This is a genomic window from Pseudarthrobacter sp. NPDC058119, assembly GCF_042884655.1.
Lineage (GTDB): Bacteria > Actinomycetota > Actinomycetes > Actinomycetales > Micrococcaceae > Arthrobacter.
In genome coordinates, this window is the sequence record NZ_JBHVTN010000003.1 from 344,433 (window position 1) to 361,891 (window position 17,459).

Here is a 17,459-nt window from a genome sequence, read left to right on the forward strand (position 1 = left end):
TCACAGGTCACTGTCAAGGGAACGTTTGCAAGAAGGAGGAATTAGAGTGGCTGTTACACCCTTGCTGAAGAGGAGAACCGCGATGGAACGGGCCGTCCCCGGCGAAATCATCACCCTGAAGGACGTCGCGGCTGCCAGCGGCGTGAGCGTCTCCACGGCCAGTCGCGCCCTGGATGAACGCACCACGTCCAGATCCGCAGCTGCAGCCCATGTCAGGAAAATCGCCGAAGAACTCGGGTACCGCAGGAATTCTTTCGCCTCCAGCCTTCGCCGCGGCGAGACAAGGACCTTGGGCGTCCTCGTTCCCAGGCTCAGCGACACGGTCATGGCTTTGATGTTTGAAGAGCTCGAAAAAGCCGCCTCATCCCGGGGCTACTTTGCTATGGTCGCCACCAGCGGGGACGATCCTGACGATGAACGCCGCGCGGCGGAGACCCTCTTGGACAGGAACGTAGACGGCCTTATCCTTGCGACTGCCCGCCTCGATGACGAACTGCCGCGGCTGCTGCGTGAGCGCCGCGTAGCGCATGCCCTGGTACTCCGCACCGACGGCGTCAGCCCCTCTGCGCTTGGCGACGATGAGGTCGGCGGCTATCTCGCCGTGCGCCACCTCATCGACCTCGGACACCGAGATATCGCCGTCGTCACGGGCCCTGCCTTTACCTCGACGGGAACGGCGCGTCTGGCAGGAGCCCGCAAAGCCTTCAATGAAGCTGGCATCCGGTCCCGGGAAGACTGGCTGATCGCTGCGGGTTACGGCATCGAAAACGGCTACACGGCGGGTGAGAAACTCTTGGGAGGAACGCCACAAACCCGCCCTACAGCGATCTTCGCCGCCAACGACAACATCGCCATGGGTGTGATGGCCGCGGCCCACCGCAGCGGAATAAGCATCCCCGACGATCTGGCCTTGGTCGGATATAACGACACGCCCCTCTCCGCGCGCCTGCCCACCCCACTTAGCTCAGTCCGCGTACCCCTGGACCAGATCGCAGCCACCGCCATCGACCTCATCGTCAACCCAGGCCCGGAGCCCCTCATCCGCCGATCGATGCCAACCCTCATCCCACGCCAATCCAGCGGAACACCCCGGCGGCCGCCAATGCCCCGCGTGTAATCCGGTCGATCCCAATTCCCGCCGGATGGACGGCTAGGCTGGGAGCAGTCCGTTTTCCGCCCGCAAGGAGTACCTGGAATGAACCTTCTCATCAAACTGCTCGGGACGGCCGTGAGCCTCGGCGCAGGCTTCGCCGGCACCAAGCTGGTCAATGCCATCTGGGAAAAGACCACCGGACAGAAGCCGCCCACCGGCAAACACGAGGACGTACCCACCAGCCTGCGTTCGGCGCTGACCTTTGCGCTGATCTCGGCGTCGGTCAGTTCCATCATCCAGGTCCTGGCCAACCGCGGCACCCAGCGCGCCATCACCCGCTTCGCGAAGACCCAGGACATCGTCTAGCGTCCTGCCCTCAGCGTTACCGGCCGTCGTCGGGACTATCCTTCCGGGCAGTCTCGGCGGCGGCTTTTTGCACCACTGCCTCCAGTTCATCGGCGGTGAGCAGTTCCCGGTGCAGGTGCTTGGTGCGGTAGCCCGCGCGGCCCACCATGTGGGCGGACACGGGCACCGTGAGCAGCTGGAAGATCCACGCCACCGCCAGGACCGGCCACACCCACCACGTCCGCATCTGCAGCCCGATGGCCGCCAGCAGCAGGAACAGTCCCAGGACCTGGGGCTTCGTGGCAGCGTGCATGCGGCTCAGGAGGTCCGGGAACCGCAGCAGGCCTATCGCGGCGCCCAGGGACATGAGGGCGCCCACCACCATGAACACGGCGGAGGCGAGGTCGATCCAGGCATCGGGCCCGGAGAAGTCAGGATTCATTCGGTTTGACCCTCCTATCGGCCACGAACCTGGCCACGGTCACGGACCCAATGAAGCCGATGATGGAGATCGCAACCACCAGCATCAGGTTGTTCAGGTGCCGGTTCACTGCCATGTCGATGCACAGCGCCCCGGCCAGGATGGCGAGCAGCACATCAGCGGCCAGCACCCGGTCCAGCAGCGAGGGACCGCGGGCGATCCGGATGATGGCACCGGCGGCCGCCAGCGAGAAAATGACGGCTGTGACAGCCAGGACAACGTGCATCATGCGCTGGCCTCCATACGGACCTCGTCCAGTTCATCCATGGTGCCCATGATGCGGATCAAGCCCGCTTCAATGGAACGGACCTCGTTCCGCAGGCCCTCCACGTCCTTTTCGGAGGTGATGTTGAGTGCGTGCAGGTACAGGGTGGACGTGGAACGGTCCACCTCAACCACCAGGGAACCCGGGATCAGGGAAATCACGTGACCTGTGGCGGTGACGATCAGGTCCTGGTGGCTGCGCAGTCTCACCGCGACCACGGCGTTGGTCACCTTGGGGCCGCGGACCGCTGCCAGGTACAGGACCTGCGCACTGGCCACCACCACCTTGCCCACGAAGGCCAGCGCAAAAGGCACGGCGTAAAGGATATTGAACCGGCCACTGAGCTCCACCGGCGGGAGGTAGAAGAGCCGGGCCACGCCAACGGCCAGCAGGGCCCCGAAGAGCAGGTTGCCCGGGCTGAAATCCTGCCACAGGGCGCCCCACACAATCACCAGCCAGACCAGGAGCGGCAGCTCCTGGCGCAGCGAAATGCGTTTGCGGCTCATCGTCCTCCTCCCGCTGCGGTGGCTCCGGGAACGGCGGTACCGTCACCCAGCACCGCCTGAATGTACGGCGTGCGGTCAAGCATGTCCCGTGCGGCCCGGTCCGAAAGGGAGAACAATGGTCCGGCAAAGACGGTCAGGGCAACACCGAGCACCACCAGGCCGGCCGTGGAACCCACCATGGTGCGCGGCAGGAGCGTCACGGTGTTGTTCAGTTTGGCTCCCGGACCGGAAACCCTCGCAGCGGGAGGCGCAAGGAGCACAGGGGCCGGGTGCTCGGCGTCCTCCGGCTTCCGCCAGAACGCACGGTTCCACACCCTGGCGATGGCCAGCAGCGTCAGAAGGCTGGTCACCACGCCGCCGATCACCAACGCGTAGGCCAGCGGCGTGCCCAGCTCAACGCCGGCCTGCAGCAGGCCAACCTTGCCCAGGAACCCGGAGAACGGCGGGATGCCGGCCAGGTTCATTCCGGGGATGAAGAACAGCAGCGCCAGCATGGGTGAGAGCTTGGCCAGTCCACCCAGCCGGTCAACGGACGAACTGCCGCCGCGCCGCTCGATCAGGCCCGTCACCAGGAAGAGGCTGGTCTGGATGGTGATGTGGTGCGCCACGTAGAAGACCGCCGCCGCCAGCCCAACAGCCGAGGACATGGCCAGCCCGAACACCATGTAGCCGATGTGGCTGACCAGGGTGAACGAGAGGAGGCGCTTGATGTCGCTTTGGGCCAGGGCGCCAAGGATGCCCACCAGCATGGTCAGCAGCGCCACCACCATCAACGGCGTGTTCAACGTATCACCGGGGAAAAGCAGGGTCTCGGTGCGGACCATCGCATAGACCCCCACCTTGGTCAGCAGGCCTGCGAACACGGCAGTGACCGGCGCCGGAGCGGTTGGGTAGGAGTCGGGAAGCCAGAAGGACAGGGGAAAGACGGCGGCCTTGATGCCGAAGGCCACCAGGAGCATCACGTGCAGCAGCGTTTTGGTGCCCTGGTCCAGTTCGCCCAGCTTGAGGGCCAGGTCCGCCATGTTCACGGTCCCGGTGGCCCCGTAGACCATGGCGATGGCAATCAGGAACAGCACAGAGGACACGACGGACACCACCACGTAGGTGACGCCGGCCCGGATCCGCGGCCCGGTGCCGCCCAGGGTCATCAGCACGTAGCTTGCCGTCAGCAGGATCTCGAAACCTACATAGAGGTTGAAGAGGTCCCCGGACAGGAATGCGTTGGACACCCCGGCCACCAGGATCAGGTAGGTGGGGTGGAAGATCGACACCGGCGCGTCGTGGTCGCCGTCGGCCATGCCCTGGCCGGTGGCGTACACCAGCACCGCAAGGCTGACGGCGGAGGACACCACCAGCATCAGGGACGAGAACTGGTCCACCACCATGACAATGCCAAACGGGGGAATCCACCCACCGATGGTCACCGCTGCGGTGCCGCCGTTCCATGCGGACGCCAGCAGGAGGCATTCGAGCGCAAGCGTCAGTGACAGCAGGCCGATGCTCACCGCGCGCTGGGCCCGGGAGTGCCGGATCAGCAGGAAGGTCAGGGCGGCGCCCAGGATGGGAAGCACGACGGCGAGCGGGGCAAAGCTTGCGATGTTCACTTTCCGCCTCCTTCCGGGCTGGGGTCAACGTTGAGGGAGCCGGGTTTTTCCTCCGCGGCAGCATGTTCGGCGGGCATTTCCCGGCCGCCGGCCACAAGCGTGGCCACCCGGTCCGTGTCCTGGTCCGTGTCCCGGCCGGAAGCACCGTAATCCGAGACGTTCCGGCCGTCGGAACCGAGCATGGTGAGTGGGAACTCTGATGTTTCCGCGGGGACTTCGGCGTCATCCTCGGCATCGAAGCTGGGAGTCTCGGCCACCCGGAGGTCCTCGGCGTCGTCCTGGATGTCGTCCTGCCGGGCCAGCACCCAGGTGCGGTAAATGATGCCGAGCATGAAGGCGGTGACCGCGAAGGAAATCACGATCGATGTCAGGATCAGGGCCTGCGGCAGCGGATCGTTGTATTCCTGGGCGGCCGTGTCCTTGCTGAAGAGTGGTGCCAGTCCCGCGTATCCCCCGGTGGCCAGGATCAGCAGGTTGGTGGCATTGGCCAGCAGCATCAGCCCCAGCAGCACCCGCGTGAGGCTGCGTTCCAGGATCAGGTAGATGCCGCAGGCGTACAGGGCTCCCATGACAATCAGCAGGGTCAGGTTGACGCTCATGCGCAGCCCTTCGCGGTGGTCTCGGCAGGAATCCCGTCCGGTTCCTGTTCCAGCTCCCCGGCACCCGGCCCCTCCACGGCAACGCCATGCTCCTGGCCAGCTTCCTGGTCCGGTTCCGGCTCCTGTCCGCCGGCTGCGGGCTGGTCCTCGAGGTGTTCATCGATCTCGGCACCGAGGCTGCGCAGCACGTCAAGCACCAGGCCCACCACCACGATGTACACGCCGATATCGAAGATGGTGGAGGTGACGAACTTGATGTCCCCGAACACGGGCAGCCATACCTGGATGATGGCGGACTGGAACACCTGCCCGCCCAGCAGCAGGGGTGCCATGCCGGATGCGGCGGCGAGGGCCAGGCCGATGCCCAGGAGGGCGCCCGGACTCAACGGAGCGGCCTCCTGGAGCTCGAAGCGGCCGCCCGCCAGGTAGCGGATGGTCAGCGCCAGGCCGGCAGTGAGGCCACCGGCGAATCCGCCGCCGGGCAGGTTGTGCCCTGCCAGCAGCAGGTAGAGCGAGAAGATGATCATCGAGTGGAAGATCAGCCGCGTGACCACCTCAAAGATGATGGAACGGCGCTCCGGGGCCAGGGTCCGGCCGGCCACGATCCAGGCGTCCCGGGTGGAGGCCGCGAACTTCCGGCTGATGGCCAGCGCCGCAGCGTCACGGGAGCCGGGGTCGACGCCTGGGTGCCGGCCCACGGTACCGGCCGCGACGCTGGCGGACGACTGCAGGCGGTCGCCGCGTCCCCGCACGAAGATCAGGCTGGCCACGCCGGTGGCCGCCAGCGCCAGGACGCTGATCTCGCCGAACGTGTCCCAGGCGCGGATGTCCACCAGGGTCACGTTGACCACGTTCAGGCCGCCGCCGCCCTCGTAGGCGAGCTGGGGGAACTGCAGTGACACCGGGATGGCCGTCCGGGCACCCATGGCGAAAATGGCCGCAAACACCATGGTGACGCCGAAGCCGGCACCGATGATGACGCGGAGCACCCGGTATTTTCCGCCGGTGCGGTCGCGCAGTTCGGGGGGCAGCCTGCGCATGGCCAGCACGAAGGCCACCAGGATGATGGTTTCAACCAGCATCTGGGTCAGGGCCAGGTCCGGGGCGCCCTGCAGGGCGAACACCAGCGCGATGCCGTAGCCGGTCACGGAGACCATCAGCACGGCCAGGAAACGTTTGTTGGCCTTGACGGCTGCCAGTGCGCCGATGACGATGCCCATGCCGGCCACCAGCTGCAGCGGCGAGTTCGGGTCCACCAGGTAGACGTCCTGCGGGAGGGCGTTGCCGCCGAGCAGGATGGCCGCCAGGGGCAGGACGAACGCGACGCTCAGGATCACTGCGAGGTAGAAGTACAGTGAACCGCGCTGGGTCCGGCCGGTAATCCAGACGGCAGCGTCGTCCAGCGCCCCGATGGTCAGCTGGTAGGCGCGGTCGCCGTCCACCCAGGCCGGGACCAGGGACTGGGCGCGCGCCACCGCGGTGCGGCCAAAGTACATGGCGGCACCGAGCACGAAGGTGATGGCCGTCAACCCAAGCGCCGGGGTGAACCCATGCCACAGCGCAAGGTGCCCTGCCTGCGCTGCGGGAGTTCCGGCGTCGGGCGCTGTGGACGCGAACAGCGCGGCGTACGGCTGGATCCAGGCGTCCACCGGAACCGGCCAGAGCCCGTAGGCGATGGTCAGAAGGCTGAGGACGGCGGGTGCGGCCAGGAAGGAAGGCCTGATGGCCTTGAACGGTGTGGGTTCCACCCCGGGTTTGGCCGCGAACGCACCCCACATGAAGCGCGCGCTGTAGGCGAAGGTCAGGATCGAGCCCACCACGACCCCTACCAGGACCACCATGCCCCACGCACCGGAATGCGGGTCCGTGGCGTGGTGCACGAAGGCTTCCAGCACCGATTCCTTGGCTACGAACCCTGCCAGCAATGGCACGCCGGCCATGGACGCGGCGCCGATGCCGGCCACGATGCCGAGGGCGCGCGAGGAGCGGAAGACGCCGGACAGTTTGCGGACGTCGCGGGTCCCGGACTGGTGGTCGATGATACCCACCACCAGGAACAGCGTGGCTTTGAACAGGCCGTGGGCCAGCAGCATGGCCAGGCCCGCCAGTGCGGCGTCGGGCGTTCCCAGGCCTACCACCATCGTGAGGAAGCCCAGCTGGCTGACGGTGCCGTAGGCAAGGATCAGCTTGATGTCGGTCTGCCCCAGCGCGCGGTAGCCGCCCACCAGCATGGTGGCCAGGCCGAGCCCCAGGACCACGGGCAGCCAGTACGCCGTCTCCGAGAAACCTGGCGCGAGCCGTGCCACCAGGTAGATGCCGGCTTTGACCATCGCCGCGGCGTGCAGGTAGGCGCTGACCGGGGTGGGCGCGGCCATGGCACCCGGCAGCCAGAAGTGGAACGGGACCAGCGCCGACTTGGTGATGGCACCCACCAGGATGAGGACGACGGCGGCGCTTACCATGGCCCCGGACGTCCCGGCGGCCAGCGTGGGGGCTTGCTCCAGGATGCCGGAGATACGGTAGGTGCCGGCGGCCGTGCCCAGCATGATCAGGCCCACCAGCATGGCAAGGCCGCCGGCGGTGGTGACCATCAGCGCCTGGAGGGCGGAGCGGCGGGCGGCAAGCCGGGTCCGGGCAAAGCCGATCAGCAGGTAGGACAGGATGGTGGTCAGTTCCCAGAAAATGAACAGCAGCAGCAGGTCGTCCGCCGTGACCAGGCCGAACATGGCGCCGGCGAACGCCAGCAACTGGGCACCGAAGCCGCCGAGGTCTTGGTCCGTCCGCTTGAAGTACCGGGCACAGTAGACCAGCACCAGTGTGCCGACGCCGAGCACCAGGAGGGACATGACCCACGCCAGCGCGTCCATCCGGAAGGCAAGCTCCAGATGGAGGCCGGGGATCCATTCGAAGGACTCGGTGATGGCGCCAGGGCCTGAATAGATGGGGTTGTGCTGGAACATCAGCCAGCCGAAGGAAACTGCCGGGACGGCCGCCAGGGCGTAGAAGGCGTTGCGGCCCCAGAGCCGGAAGAGGAAGGGCGCGAGGACAGCCACCGAAAACTGCACGGCAAGGACTGTGATCACTGTATTCTCCGCAACGTCAGGGATTCGATTGTCAAAAGTTGGAGCAGGCGGCAAAAAGTAAGGTCCGGGAGGGTTCAGTTTATCAAGGCCGGTCCGGCGTCTCCCCCGGTGTTACCCACCGCACCGGCCCGAATCCCCGGCATGAAGGGCCCGTGGTCCCCCGGCTGTTCGCCACGGGCGGATACGATGCATCCTATGAACAGCGCCAGCGCTCCGGGGGCGATGCAGCCCGCCTCGGATCTTGTTGCCGGAACCGGTTCCTCCAAAGGGCAGGTCCTGGCCTGGGCTTCCTGGGACTGGGGCTCCGCGGCCTTCAACGCCGTCATGACGACCTTTGTCTTCACGGTTTACCTGACATCCAACGCCTTCGGCGGCGAAGACAGCGCCTCGGCGGTGCTGGGCGGAGCGCTGGCGGTTGCCGGGTTCGCCATCGCGCTGCTGGCACCGGTCACCGGGCAGCGATCGGACGCGGGGGGCCGGCGCAAGCTGTGGCTGGGAGTCAACTCGGCTGCCGTCGCCGTCCTCACGGCCCTGTGCTTCTTCGTGTTCCCGCACCCGGAATTCCTGCTGCTCGGGGTCTCCCTGATTGCACTGGGCAACGTCTTCTTCGAATTCGCCGGCGTCAACTACAACGCCATGCTCGCCCAGGTGTCCACACCGCGGAACATCGGTAAGGTCAGTGGTTTCGGCTGGGGCGCCGGCTACCTGGGCGGCATCGTTGCGCTCCTGATCGTCCTGCAGCTGTTCGTCCAGCCTGCCTTTGAATGGTTCGGCGCCTCCACTGACGACAGTCTCAACATCAGGCTGGTGGCTGTTTTCTCCGCCCTGTGGTTCTTCGTCTTCGCCCTCCCCGTCCTGTTCGCCGTCCCCGAAGTGCCCCGCTCCGGCGAGGCCGCGCGGCTGGGATTCATCGCGAGCTACGGGCTGCTGTTCCGGCGGATCAAGGCAATCTACGCCACCAGCCCGCACACCATCTATTTCCTCCTGGCCAGCGCCGTGTTCCGGGACGGCCTCGCGGCAGTCTTCACCTTCGGCGGCATCATCGCGGCCGGCACCTTCGGTTTTGCCCTGTCCCAGGTCATCTTCTTCGCCATCTTCGGGAACGTGGTGGCGGCCATCGGCGCCGTCCTTGGCGGGTTCCTGGATGACAAGGTGGGCCCCAAGGCCGTTATCACCGGTTCCCTGGTGGGCCTCCTGGTTGCCGGCAGCGCCATCCTGGCCCTGGGAAACGGCAACTATTCCTTCTTCGGCATGGAATGGCCCGGCAGCACCACCTTCTGGGTCTTCGGACTGTTCCTCTGCCTGTTTGTCGGTCCTGCCCAGTCCTCGTCCCGCGCCTACCTTGCCCGGCTGGCGCCGCACGGCGAGTCCGGCGAGCTCTTCGGCCTGTACGCCACGACGGGCCGCGCCGTCAGCTTCCTGGCGCCCGCCCTGTTCACGCTCTGCATCACGGTGGCAACGCCGCTGGTGCCCGCCGGGCAGGCGCAGCGGTGGGGCATCCTGGGCATCATGGTGGTCCTCCTGGCAGGGCTCCTGGTGCTGCTGCCGGTGAAGGCGCCGGAGCGGGCACCCATCGCCGTGGTACCGGCCAGCTGAAACCACGTTCCAGGCTGGTGCAGGCCGCCGCCCGGTGTTGCCAGGCCGACTAGGCTGGAGTCATGAACGTGGATGAAACGAACCTTCCCGGCCTGGGCCGCCGGAAGGATTTCATGACCGCCTCCGGACGCCGCATCGGCGTCGTGGAGCTACGGGAAGGCCAGACGGAACTCATCGTTTCCACCTGGGACGACCCCGATACCTGCCAGGCCTCGATTCCGCTCACCAGCGATGAAGCCGCCACCCTGGGCAACCTCCTGGGCGGCATGCACCTGGCCATGAAACTCGCGGAAGAGCACAAGGACGTCCCTGGCATCGTCACCCGGCAGTTCTCCATTGCGGCGGACTCCCCTTTCCAGAACCAGCCCATGGGCAAGGCGTCGATCCGCACGCGGTGCGGCGTTTCGATCGTGGCCATTATGCGGGAAGGTGAGGTGCTGCCTTCGCCGGGACCCGACGTCGTGCTCCACGCCGGTGACCTGCTGGTGGCAGTCGGCACCCAGGAAGGCCTCGACTCAGCGGCCGACATCCTCCGCCGCGGCTAGTTTCCATGGACCCGTTGGCCCAGACCCTCATTGAACTGGGGGCCGTTGTGTTCTTCCTAGGCCTCCTGGCCAGGCTGGCCGGACGGATCGGCATGTCTCCCATCCCCTTCTACCTGCTGGGCGGGCTGGCTTTCGGCGCCGGGGGCATCGTCAAGCTTGAAGGTATGCACGAATTCGCGCACCTCTCGGGTGAGATTGGCGTCATCCTGCTCCTGCTTATGCTTGGTTTGGAATATACAGCGGCCGAGCTTTTCACCGGGCTGCGGCGCTCCTGGCAGGCGGGTGTGCTGGACCTCGTCCTGAACTTCCTGCCCGGCGCTGGCCTCGCGCTCCTCCTGGGATGGGGCGGCGTGGGGGCTATGGTCATGGGCGGGGTGACCTACATTTCCTCGTCGGGCATCGCCGCCAAGGTGATCACGGACCTGGGCCGGCTGGGCAACCGGGAAACCCCCGTCGTGCTGTCCATCCTGGTGTTCGAGGACCTGGCCATGGCCGTATACCTTCCCATCCTCACCGCCACGCTTGCCGGGGTGGGTTTCCTGGGCGGGCTTACTACCGTGGGGATCGCCCTGGCCGTGGTCAGCGTGGTGCTCATGGTGGCACTGCGGCACGGGCACCACGTCTCCAAGGCGGTGCACAGCGAAAACTCCGAGGTCTTCCTGCTCAACGTCCTCGGCGCCGCCCTGCTGGTGGCGGGCGCGGCGTCCGCCATGCAGGTTTCGGCAGCAGTGGGTGCCTTCATGCTGGGGATCGCCATCTCGGGGTCCACCGCCCACAACGCCACCCGGATCCTTGAGCCCCTGCGGGACCTGTTTGCTGCCATCTTCTTCGTGGCGTTCGGGCTTAACACGGACCCTTCATCCATCCCGCCGGTGCTCGGATGGGCCCTGGTCCTGGCCGTGGCGACGGCGGCAACCAAGATGCTGACCGGCATCTGGGCGGCCAAGCGGGCAGGGATCGCCCGGCCCGGCCGCTTCCGTGCCGGCGCCGCCCTCATTGCCCGCGGCGAGTTCTCCATCGTCATTGCAGGCCTGGCGGTTGCGTCAGGGGCGGTCCCGCATGAGCTCGCGGCGCTGGCAACCGCCTACGTGCTGCTGATGGCCGTGGCGGGCCCGCTGGCCGCACGATACGTCGAACCCGTGGCCAGGCCGTTCATCCGGAGGCCCGCGGTAGCTCCGCAGACGTGATGCGCCCCCAGTGCTGCTAAATGCTGGTGCGGTGGAAGTTCAGGTGGCTGCGGCTGGCGGTGGGACCGCGCTGGCCCTGGTAGCGGTTGCCGTATTCGCCTTGGCCGTACGGGAATTCCGCGGCAGAGCTGAGCCGGAAGAAGCAAAGCTGGCCGATCTTCATGCCCGGCCACAGCTTGATGGGCAGCGTCGCCATGTTGGACAGCTCAAGGGTGACGTGTCCGGAGAAACCGGGGTCGATGAAGCCCGCGGTTGAGTGCGTCAGCAGGCCCAGCCGTCCCAGGGACGACTTTCCTTCCAGGCGGGCCGCGATGTCATCGGGCAGGGTGACGGTTTCATAAGTGGAGCCCAGGACAAACTCCCCCGGGTGCAGGATGAACGCTTCGTCCTGCTCCACTTCAACCAGCCGGGTCAGCTCCGGCTGCTCCTGCGCGGGATCGATGTGTGCGTACTTGTGGTTGTCGAACAACCGGAAGAATTTGTCGATCCGGACATCCACGGACGACGGCTGGACCATCGCGGGATCGAACGGTTCCAGCACGATCCGCTGGGAATCAATTTCGGCACGAATGTCGCGGTCAGAGATCAGCACCGTCCCAAATTACCGTATCGGTTATCCACACCTGCACTTTCCCGTTGTTGCTGTGGCCTCGTGGGGCTAATGTTGCGAATGAAAGCCGCCGGAATGGTCTCCCGGATGGCGTAACAGAGCTGGGGATGTTGTGAATAAATTAGTGGCACCGTCTTTTCTCGGCGTGCTTTGCGCGCTGGCGCTGGTCTCGTCTTCAGCCACCGCACCTCCCTCGCCATTGCCGCTGACCCAGGCGGGGGCGGCGAGCATTTCGCTGGCGGCTCCGCTGGTGCAGGGTGGCGGTGCGTCCACGGCGGGCGGGGCTTCCACCGGGCGTCTCACCCCGGCCGTAGACCCGGACATCCGGGTGGCGTCACCGCTGCCGGATGCCGCGCCTGCGCCGGCACCCATCCCCGCGCCTGCCACGCCCGCGGCCCAGCCCACCACCGAAGCGGTGCCGCCGGCACCTGCGGCGCCCTCCACCGAGTCCGCTCCCCAGACCGTGTCCATCCCGCCGCTCTGGGCGCCGGACCAGGAGTTGGCGTCGCCCCCGGCCACCCGGCTCACGGCTCCGGAATCGGCCGCCCCCGGTGTTTCCACGGAAGCCCTTGTCCCGGACAACAATTCAGCGGCCATCCTCACCGTCTTCACCAAGATCAACGAGTACCGCGTGGCCAACGGCCTCAACAAGGTCAAGTACCACCCCACCGTGGCCGGGATGTCCCAGGAATGGTCCAACAACATCGCCACCCGTGAGGTGATTGAGCACCGGGCAAATTTCTGGACCGATCCCCGGGCCATGAACCCCACCAACGGCGCCGGAGAGATCATCGCCATCCGCACCGACCGGGACGCCGCGCAGCTGGTGGAATGGTGGAAGGGTTCGCCTGGCCACAACGCCATGCTCCTGGACCCGCGCTTCAACGTGATGGGCGCTGGCATCTCCTACACCAACTCCACCTACCAGATCTGGGGTGTGGTGAACTTCTTCGGGTACACCACGCTGCCGGCAGGCACCCTCGATTCACCCGGTGGCTCGGCATCGGGCGATGCTTTCCCGCCGTCACCGCCAAGCCTGTGCGACGCTCCCGTGAAGCACATGCCGCCCACCCTGAATCTCGCCGCCGCGGCAATCACCGGCCCCGCCGACCTCGTGTCCGTCGACTCCGCCGGACAGCTGTTGGACCGGGCTTCCACCGGGCCCCGCACCTATGCTGCGGCCCGCGTGATCGGCTCCGGCTTCGGCGGGGCCAAGGAAGTCTTCGTCACCGACTGGGACCGCGATGGCGCCTTTGACGTCCTGACCCAGTGGACCAACGGCAACCTCACGCTGCACCGGGGCATCGCCACCGGCGGGTTCCAGGCGCCCATCACGGTGGGCATGGGAGGCTGGGACTCCCTGACCCTCGCCGTGGGCGGCTGGTGCGCCAACAACCGAATGCCGCAAATCCTGGCCCTGGACGGCGGCGGAAACCTGTACCTCTATGGCAACAAAGGCACCGGCGATATTGCCGAACGCGTCACGGTAACCACTGGCGTTAGTGCGTCCCGGCTGGCCATGGTGGACTACGACGGTGACGGCTTCCAGGACCTCCTGGGGCTGCGGTCCGACGGCACCGTGCAGCTCTACCGGGGGTGGGGCAGCACCGCCCTCCGCGCTGAAGCCCGGGCCACGGTCGCTACCGGCTGGGCGGACGTCACCGGAATCCGGTCCCTGCGTGACGCCACCGGCCTGAACACCAGGGGCGTGGCCCTCCGCCGGGCCAACGACACCGTGCAGTACTGGGACCTTAGCTCCGGAAGCCTCGCGTCGCCGTCGAACATTGCCGGGCCGTGGGCCGGGCAGCGGCTGGCGCAGTAAAGGGCGAAGAGACCGGCTCACACGGCCGGCTGTAGCTCCAGCACGTTCTTCAGCCGGTCCAGCTGGGCCACATCGGAACTGACCCGGCGCTGGAGCATCCCGTTAAAGAAGGGCCGTTTGCCGAGGACCCCGAACCGCCCCTCGCGTTTGGCTTCCATGGAAAACCGGACCCGGGTTCCGGCCTCTTCGGTGCTGAGGTAGTAGCCGCCCCACCGGGTGGCTGGACCGGACACCACGTGGAACTGGATTTCGGCGCCGGGCCGGACATGGGTGATCTCCAACTCGGCGGGAATGCTCAGGCCGGAACGTCCGGCCACCATCTTCCGGTAGACGGCGCCCCTGGTGCCGCCCGGGCCCTGCACGAGCTTGACGCTGCGGACGTCGCTGCGCCAGGCGGGAAGGTTGGTGGCGTCAAGGAGGTACTGGTAGACGGCCATGGCGTCGCGTTCTATGAGGACCTCGTGCTCTGCGATTGCCATGAAGAAATTCCTGTGGTTGACGTCGGCTGCCCGCAATAGCTGCCTCCCCCAAAGCGGCCGCTACCCGGATCAGGTTAGCCACCGCCCAACGCCCAGGCCTAGCCGGCAGCGCGGACGTTATTGAAGAGTTACTGGATGACGCCACGGTTGGCAGGACACGGCGCGGCCGCCGGTCCGGGTTGGCGGGGAGCCCGCAGATCTGCGCTAAGCTAAGTTCTGCCCCGCGCGAGCGAGGGCATTGCGGCTGTAGCTCAATGGTAGAGCGCTAGCTTCCCAAGCTTGATACGCGGGTTCGATTCCCGTCAGCCGCTCCATTCCTCCAGCGGATCCGGCGCCGCACGCTTCTACGCCGTCGCCCGCCGTGCAATCCGCACCGGGTTCCGCCGGTCCCGCCAGTCCACCGTGAGTTGCAGTGAGCCTTTGCGTGCCAGGATGGCGGCCACGGTCAGGGCCGCGAGAGCGGGCACGCCGCCGGAAACCAGCAGGGCCACGCGCGGATCAGCGTGTTCCGCGATCCAGCCGAGCATGGGTCCGCCCAGCGCCTGCCCTCCGATTAGCACCATGATGTACAGGCTCATCACGCGGCCGCGGATCCCCATGTTGGAACTGACCTGCACCAACTGGTTGGACCCGGTCAGGAACATGAGGCACCAGAAGCCGGACAGCACCATAACGGCGCCGAACCACACCATGGACGGGGCGAGGACTGCCAGGCAGAGCATTAATCCGTACATTCCGGCGCAGAACACCACCGACCGCAGGCGCAGCTGCCGCCGGCGGGTGGATGCCACCGCGCCGGACAGGGCGCCGAGTGCCACCAGGGCGTTGAGGAGCCCATACCCTCCGGCACCCACCTTGAACACGTGGTCAGCGAAGGCGGCCAGGAGCACCGGCAGGCTCATGGCAAAGACGGAGATGAAGCCGGCCATCAGCCACGGCCAATAAATGGTGGGCTTGCTCAGGGCGTAGCGCAGGCCCTCCCGGAGCATTCCCTTGCTCTTGGGGGTGGGCGCGTTGACGTACAGCTGGTCCTTGCGCAGGAGCAGGAGCATCACCACCGTTGAACAGCAGGCCACAGCGTTTGCCGCGAAAGCCCAGCCGGCCCCCACCGCCGTCAGCAGCAGGCCGGCAATGGCTGGACCGATCAGGCCGCCAAGCTGGAACGTGGTGGAGTTTACGCTGATGGCGTTCCGCAAATACCGGGGACCCACCAGCTCATTGACGAACACCTGGCGTGCCGGCTGGTCCAGGACGGTCACCAGGCCCAGGACCAGGGCGATGGCGTAGACGTGCCACACCATGATCACGCCGGTGAGGGCCAGCGTGGCCAGCGTTGCGGCCAGGACCGCGGCAACGCTCTGGCAAAGGATGAGGATCTTCCGCTTGGCGAACCGGTCCGCGATCATGCCGCCCCAGGGACCCAACAGCAGGGACGGGAGGAATTGCAGTGCCACGGTAACCCCTACTGCCGTCACTGACCCGGACAGCTGCAGGACCAGCCAGTCCTGGGCGATCCGCTGCATCCAGATGGCGATCACGGCGATGAAGTGGCCGGCGGCGAAAATCCGGAAGTTGGGCACCTTCAGGGAGATGAAGGTGTGCTTCCAGGGCAGCCGCTCAGCAACCGCGGGCAGCGGCTGGGTTTGGTTCTCCGGCGGCGCTGCGGCCGCCGCATCGATGACTGGTTGGGAAACTGAAGCCGACGAAGGGGGAGGCGGTGCCACAGGAGTGTCCTCAAGTTGCGGGCGGTCTGGGATGTCCTTAACGCTATGGCTGGCCGAGACGATTATGGAGAGGTATGGTCCCTATAACTCGTATTGCGAAATGCAATGAACAGCCCACCAGGAAGGACACTGGAGTCCCAAATGTTCGAACCAGCACAATTGCGGTCCTTCCTGGCGGTGGCCGACACCCTGAGCTTCACCAAGGCTGCCGAACGCCTGGGCCTGGCACAGCCCACCATCAGCCAGCACATCCGCAAGCTCGAGTCCGCCGCAAAGCGCAGCCTGGTCACCCGGGACACCCGTGACGTTCGGCTTACGGACAACGGTGATGCCATGGCCGGTTTTGCCCGCAGCATCCTGTCAGCGCATGACGCCGCGGCCCGCTATTTCTCGGGGTCGGCGATGCGCGGGCGGCTGCGGTTCGGAACGGCTGACGATCTCGCCATCACCGGGCTCCCGCGGATCCTGCGTGAGTTCCGGCAGATCTACCCGCAGATCAACCTGGAGCTTACGGTGGGCCAGAGCGACCAGCTGTACCGCAAGCTCAACGCCGGGCAGCTGGACCTCGTCTTCGTCAAATGGGTGGCCGGAGCCAAGGACGGCACCGTGGTCCAGCATGACTCGTTTTCCTGGGTGGGCCTGGAACAGACCGTGATGGAACCGGGGAGCCCGGTGCCCCTCATCGCCTACCCAGCGCCCAGTCTCAGCCGGAAACTGGCCATCGATGCGCTCGAGGCCCACGGCAGGACGTGGCGGATCACCTGCACCACCCGCCAGATCAGCGGGGTCCTGGCGGCGGTCAGGGCGGGCATCGGGGTGGCGGTCATGCCCACGTCGCTGGTGCCAGAAGACCTGAAGATCATCACCCGTCGGTTCGATCTGCCCTCGGTGGGGGATGTGGACTTCACGTTGATCCGCAACCCGCTGGCCAATGCCGAAGTGATCGACGCCCTCACCCAGTCCATCGTGGGACGGACCATTAACCGCCAAACTTAACTCTCCGCCGGCACAAATTCCAGCATTTAGGGGAGTTAGGGGGACCGTGTCCATTGATAGGGGAACTGGCATGGCCTATGCTGATTTTCCAAGGTCAAGCAGCAGGCCGGTTCACCGAAACAAGCGCGTTTCTGCATGCCGGAAACCACCGCTTGGGACAGGCAGCCAATGACGACAGCCAGGAACATTCACCCAGGTTCTGCGCACGCACGCCCGTACTCTCCCGCACGGCCGTCCACCCGCCAGAACACCCTTGGAACCGGCCACGCCTCCGTGGACTCGGGATACGTGGGGAAACCCACCTGCGACAAATGCCGTACGGACGAGTTTGTTTACCTCGAGTCGTACATTCCGCCCACCTACCGGCGCGACGGAACGGTGTCCACCCTTGGCGAGGTGGCCTACACCTGCACCCGCTGTGAGGATTTTTCCGCCCACAGCGTCCCACTCACCTGGACCCCGCCCGGCTGGTATTTGGGCTAGCGGATACAGCGAAAAAGGTCCGGTGGTTAGGCCCGTTTACA

The 17,459-nt window shown here is 66.3% G+C and carries 17 protein-coding genes and 1 tRNA gene; 9 read left to right on the forward strand and 9 right to left on the reverse strand.

What is annotated here, in order from left to right; translation table 11 throughout:
* The first annotated feature begins 82 nt into the window (after positions 1-82).
* Positions 83-1,117, forward strand: coding sequence for a LacI family DNA-binding transcriptional regulator (locus ACFVTD_RS09505; RefSeq protein ID WP_387561453.1), 1,035 nt, complete (start codon positions 83-85; stop codon positions 1,115-1,117).
* A 78-nt stretch (positions 1,118-1,195) separates the two neighbouring features.
* On the forward strand, positions 1,196-1,459 hold the full coding sequence (locus tag ACFVTD_RS09510) for a DUF4235 domain-containing protein (RefSeq protein ID WP_387561456.1): 264 nt from the start codon (positions 1,196-1,198) through the stop codon (positions 1,457-1,459).
* Between the two features lie 16 nt (positions 1,460-1,475).
* Here ACFVTD_RS09510 and mnhG read toward each other — a convergent pair whose 3' ends face one another.
* Genes mnhG through ACFVTD_RS09540 form a run of 6 tightly spaced genes read right to left on the reverse strand, consistent with a single transcriptional unit; the run spans position 1,476 to position 7,976 of the window.
* Positions 1,476-1,880: a monovalent cation/H(+) antiporter subunit G gene (mnhG, locus tag ACFVTD_RS09515; RefSeq protein WP_387561459.1), complete on the reverse strand. Its 405-nt coding sequence runs from the start codon at positions 1,878-1,880 to the stop codon at positions 1,476-1,478.
* Positions 1,870-2,148, reverse strand: coding sequence for a monovalent cation/H+ antiporter complex subunit F (locus tag ACFVTD_RS09520; RefSeq protein WP_387561462.1), 279 nt, complete (start codon positions 2,146-2,148; stop codon positions 1,870-1,872). The genes mnhG and ACFVTD_RS09520 overlap by 11 nt, the downstream gene beginning before the upstream one ends.
* A complete protein-coding gene (locus ACFVTD_RS09525; RefSeq protein ID WP_387561465.1) occupies positions 2,145-2,690 on the reverse strand; it encodes a Na+/H+ antiporter subunit E in 546 nt (181 codons plus the stop codon). Before ACFVTD_RS09525 ends, ACFVTD_RS09520 begins: the two co-directional genes overlap by 4 nt.
* Complete coding sequence (locus tag ACFVTD_RS09530; RefSeq protein ID WP_387561468.1) at positions 2,687-4,294, reverse strand: Na+/H+ antiporter subunit D; 1,608 nt, start codon at positions 4,292-4,294, stop codon at positions 2,687-2,689. The genes ACFVTD_RS09525 and ACFVTD_RS09530 overlap by 4 nt, the downstream gene beginning before the upstream one ends.
* Positions 4,291-4,893 (reverse strand): Na(+)/H(+) antiporter subunit C, encoded by a 603-nt coding sequence (locus tag ACFVTD_RS09535; protein WP_387561471.1) that lies wholly within the window; start codon positions 4,891-4,893, stop codon positions 4,291-4,293. Before ACFVTD_RS09535 ends, ACFVTD_RS09530 begins: the two co-directional genes overlap by 4 nt.
* Positions 4,890-7,976 carry a Na+/H+ antiporter subunit A gene (locus ACFVTD_RS09540; RefSeq protein WP_387561474.1) on the reverse strand — a complete coding sequence of 1,029 codons (3,087 nt, stop codon included), beginning with the start codon at positions 7,974-7,976 and terminating at the stop codon, positions 4,890-4,892. Before ACFVTD_RS09540 ends, ACFVTD_RS09535 begins: the two co-directional genes overlap by 4 nt.
* A 195-nt stretch (positions 7,977-8,171) precedes the next feature.
* On the opposite strand from ACFVTD_RS09540, the gene ACFVTD_RS09545 reads away from it, so the two are divergent.
* The 3 genes from ACFVTD_RS09545 to ACFVTD_RS09555 all read left to right on the forward strand — a co-directional run bounded on the left by ACFVTD_RS09545 (position 8,172) and on the right by ACFVTD_RS09555 (position 11,304).
* Complete coding sequence (locus tag ACFVTD_RS09545; protein WP_387561477.1) at positions 8,172-9,572, forward strand: MFS transporter; 1,401 nt, start codon at positions 8,172-8,174, stop codon at positions 9,570-9,572.
* A gap of 62 nt (positions 9,573-9,634) precedes the next feature.
* Positions 9,635-10,117 (forward strand): cation:proton antiporter regulatory subunit, encoded by a 483-nt coding sequence (locus tag ACFVTD_RS09550; RefSeq protein ID WP_141159065.1) that lies wholly within the window; start codon positions 9,635-9,637, stop codon positions 10,115-10,117.
* A gap of 5 nt (positions 10,118-10,122) precedes the next feature.
* Positions 10,123-11,304: a cation:proton antiporter gene (locus ACFVTD_RS09555; RefSeq protein WP_387561480.1), complete on the forward strand. Its 1,182-nt coding sequence runs from the start codon at positions 10,123-10,125 to the stop codon at positions 11,302-11,304.
* 16 nt (positions 11,305-11,320) lie between these two features.
* Here ACFVTD_RS09555 and dcd read toward each other — a convergent pair whose 3' ends face one another.
* Entirely contained in the window at positions 11,321-11,896 is a 576-nt protein-coding gene (dcd, locus tag ACFVTD_RS09560) for a dCTP deaminase (protein WP_159630142.1), read from the reverse strand.
* Positions 11,897-12,038: 142 nt separating this feature from the next.
* On the opposite strand from dcd, the gene ACFVTD_RS09565 reads away from it, so the two are divergent.
* Positions 12,039-13,736, forward strand: a complete 1,698-nt coding sequence (locus ACFVTD_RS09565) for a CAP domain-containing protein (protein ID WP_387561483.1) — start codon at positions 12,039-12,041, stop codon at positions 13,734-13,736.
* 17 nt (positions 13,737-13,753) lie between these two features.
* On the opposite strand, the gene ACFVTD_RS09570 is transcribed toward ACFVTD_RS09565, so the two are convergent.
* A complete protein-coding gene (locus ACFVTD_RS09570; protein ID WP_387561486.1) occupies positions 13,754-14,215 on the reverse strand; it encodes an SRPBCC family protein in 462 nt (153 codons plus the stop codon).
* Between the two features lie 240 nt (positions 14,216-14,455).
* On the opposite strand from ACFVTD_RS09570, the gene ACFVTD_RS09575 reads away from it, so the two are divergent.
* A tRNA-Gly gene (locus tag ACFVTD_RS09575) sits at positions 14,456-14,529 on the forward strand.
* Positions 14,530-14,559: 30 nt separating this feature from the next.
* On the opposite strand, the gene ACFVTD_RS09580 is transcribed toward ACFVTD_RS09575, so the two are convergent.
* Positions 14,560-15,939, reverse strand: coding sequence for an MFS transporter (locus tag ACFVTD_RS09580; protein WP_387561489.1), 1,380 nt, complete (start codon positions 15,937-15,939; stop codon positions 14,560-14,562).
* A gap of 141 nt (positions 15,940-16,080) precedes the next feature.
* Between ACFVTD_RS09580 and ACFVTD_RS09585 the strand changes: the two genes are divergently transcribed.
* Positions 16,081-16,935: a LysR substrate-binding domain-containing protein gene (locus ACFVTD_RS09585; RefSeq protein WP_387561492.1), complete on the forward strand. Its 855-nt coding sequence runs from the start codon at positions 16,081-16,083 to the stop codon at positions 16,933-16,935.
* 168 nt (positions 16,936-17,103) lie between these two features.
* The gene (locus ACFVTD_RS09590) at positions 17,104-17,418 is read left to right on the forward strand and encodes a hypothetical protein (protein WP_387561494.1); all 315 of its coding nucleotides are present in this window, start codon (positions 17,104-17,106) and stop codon (positions 17,416-17,418) included.
* The last annotated feature ends 41 nt before the right edge of the window (positions 17,419-17,459 follow it).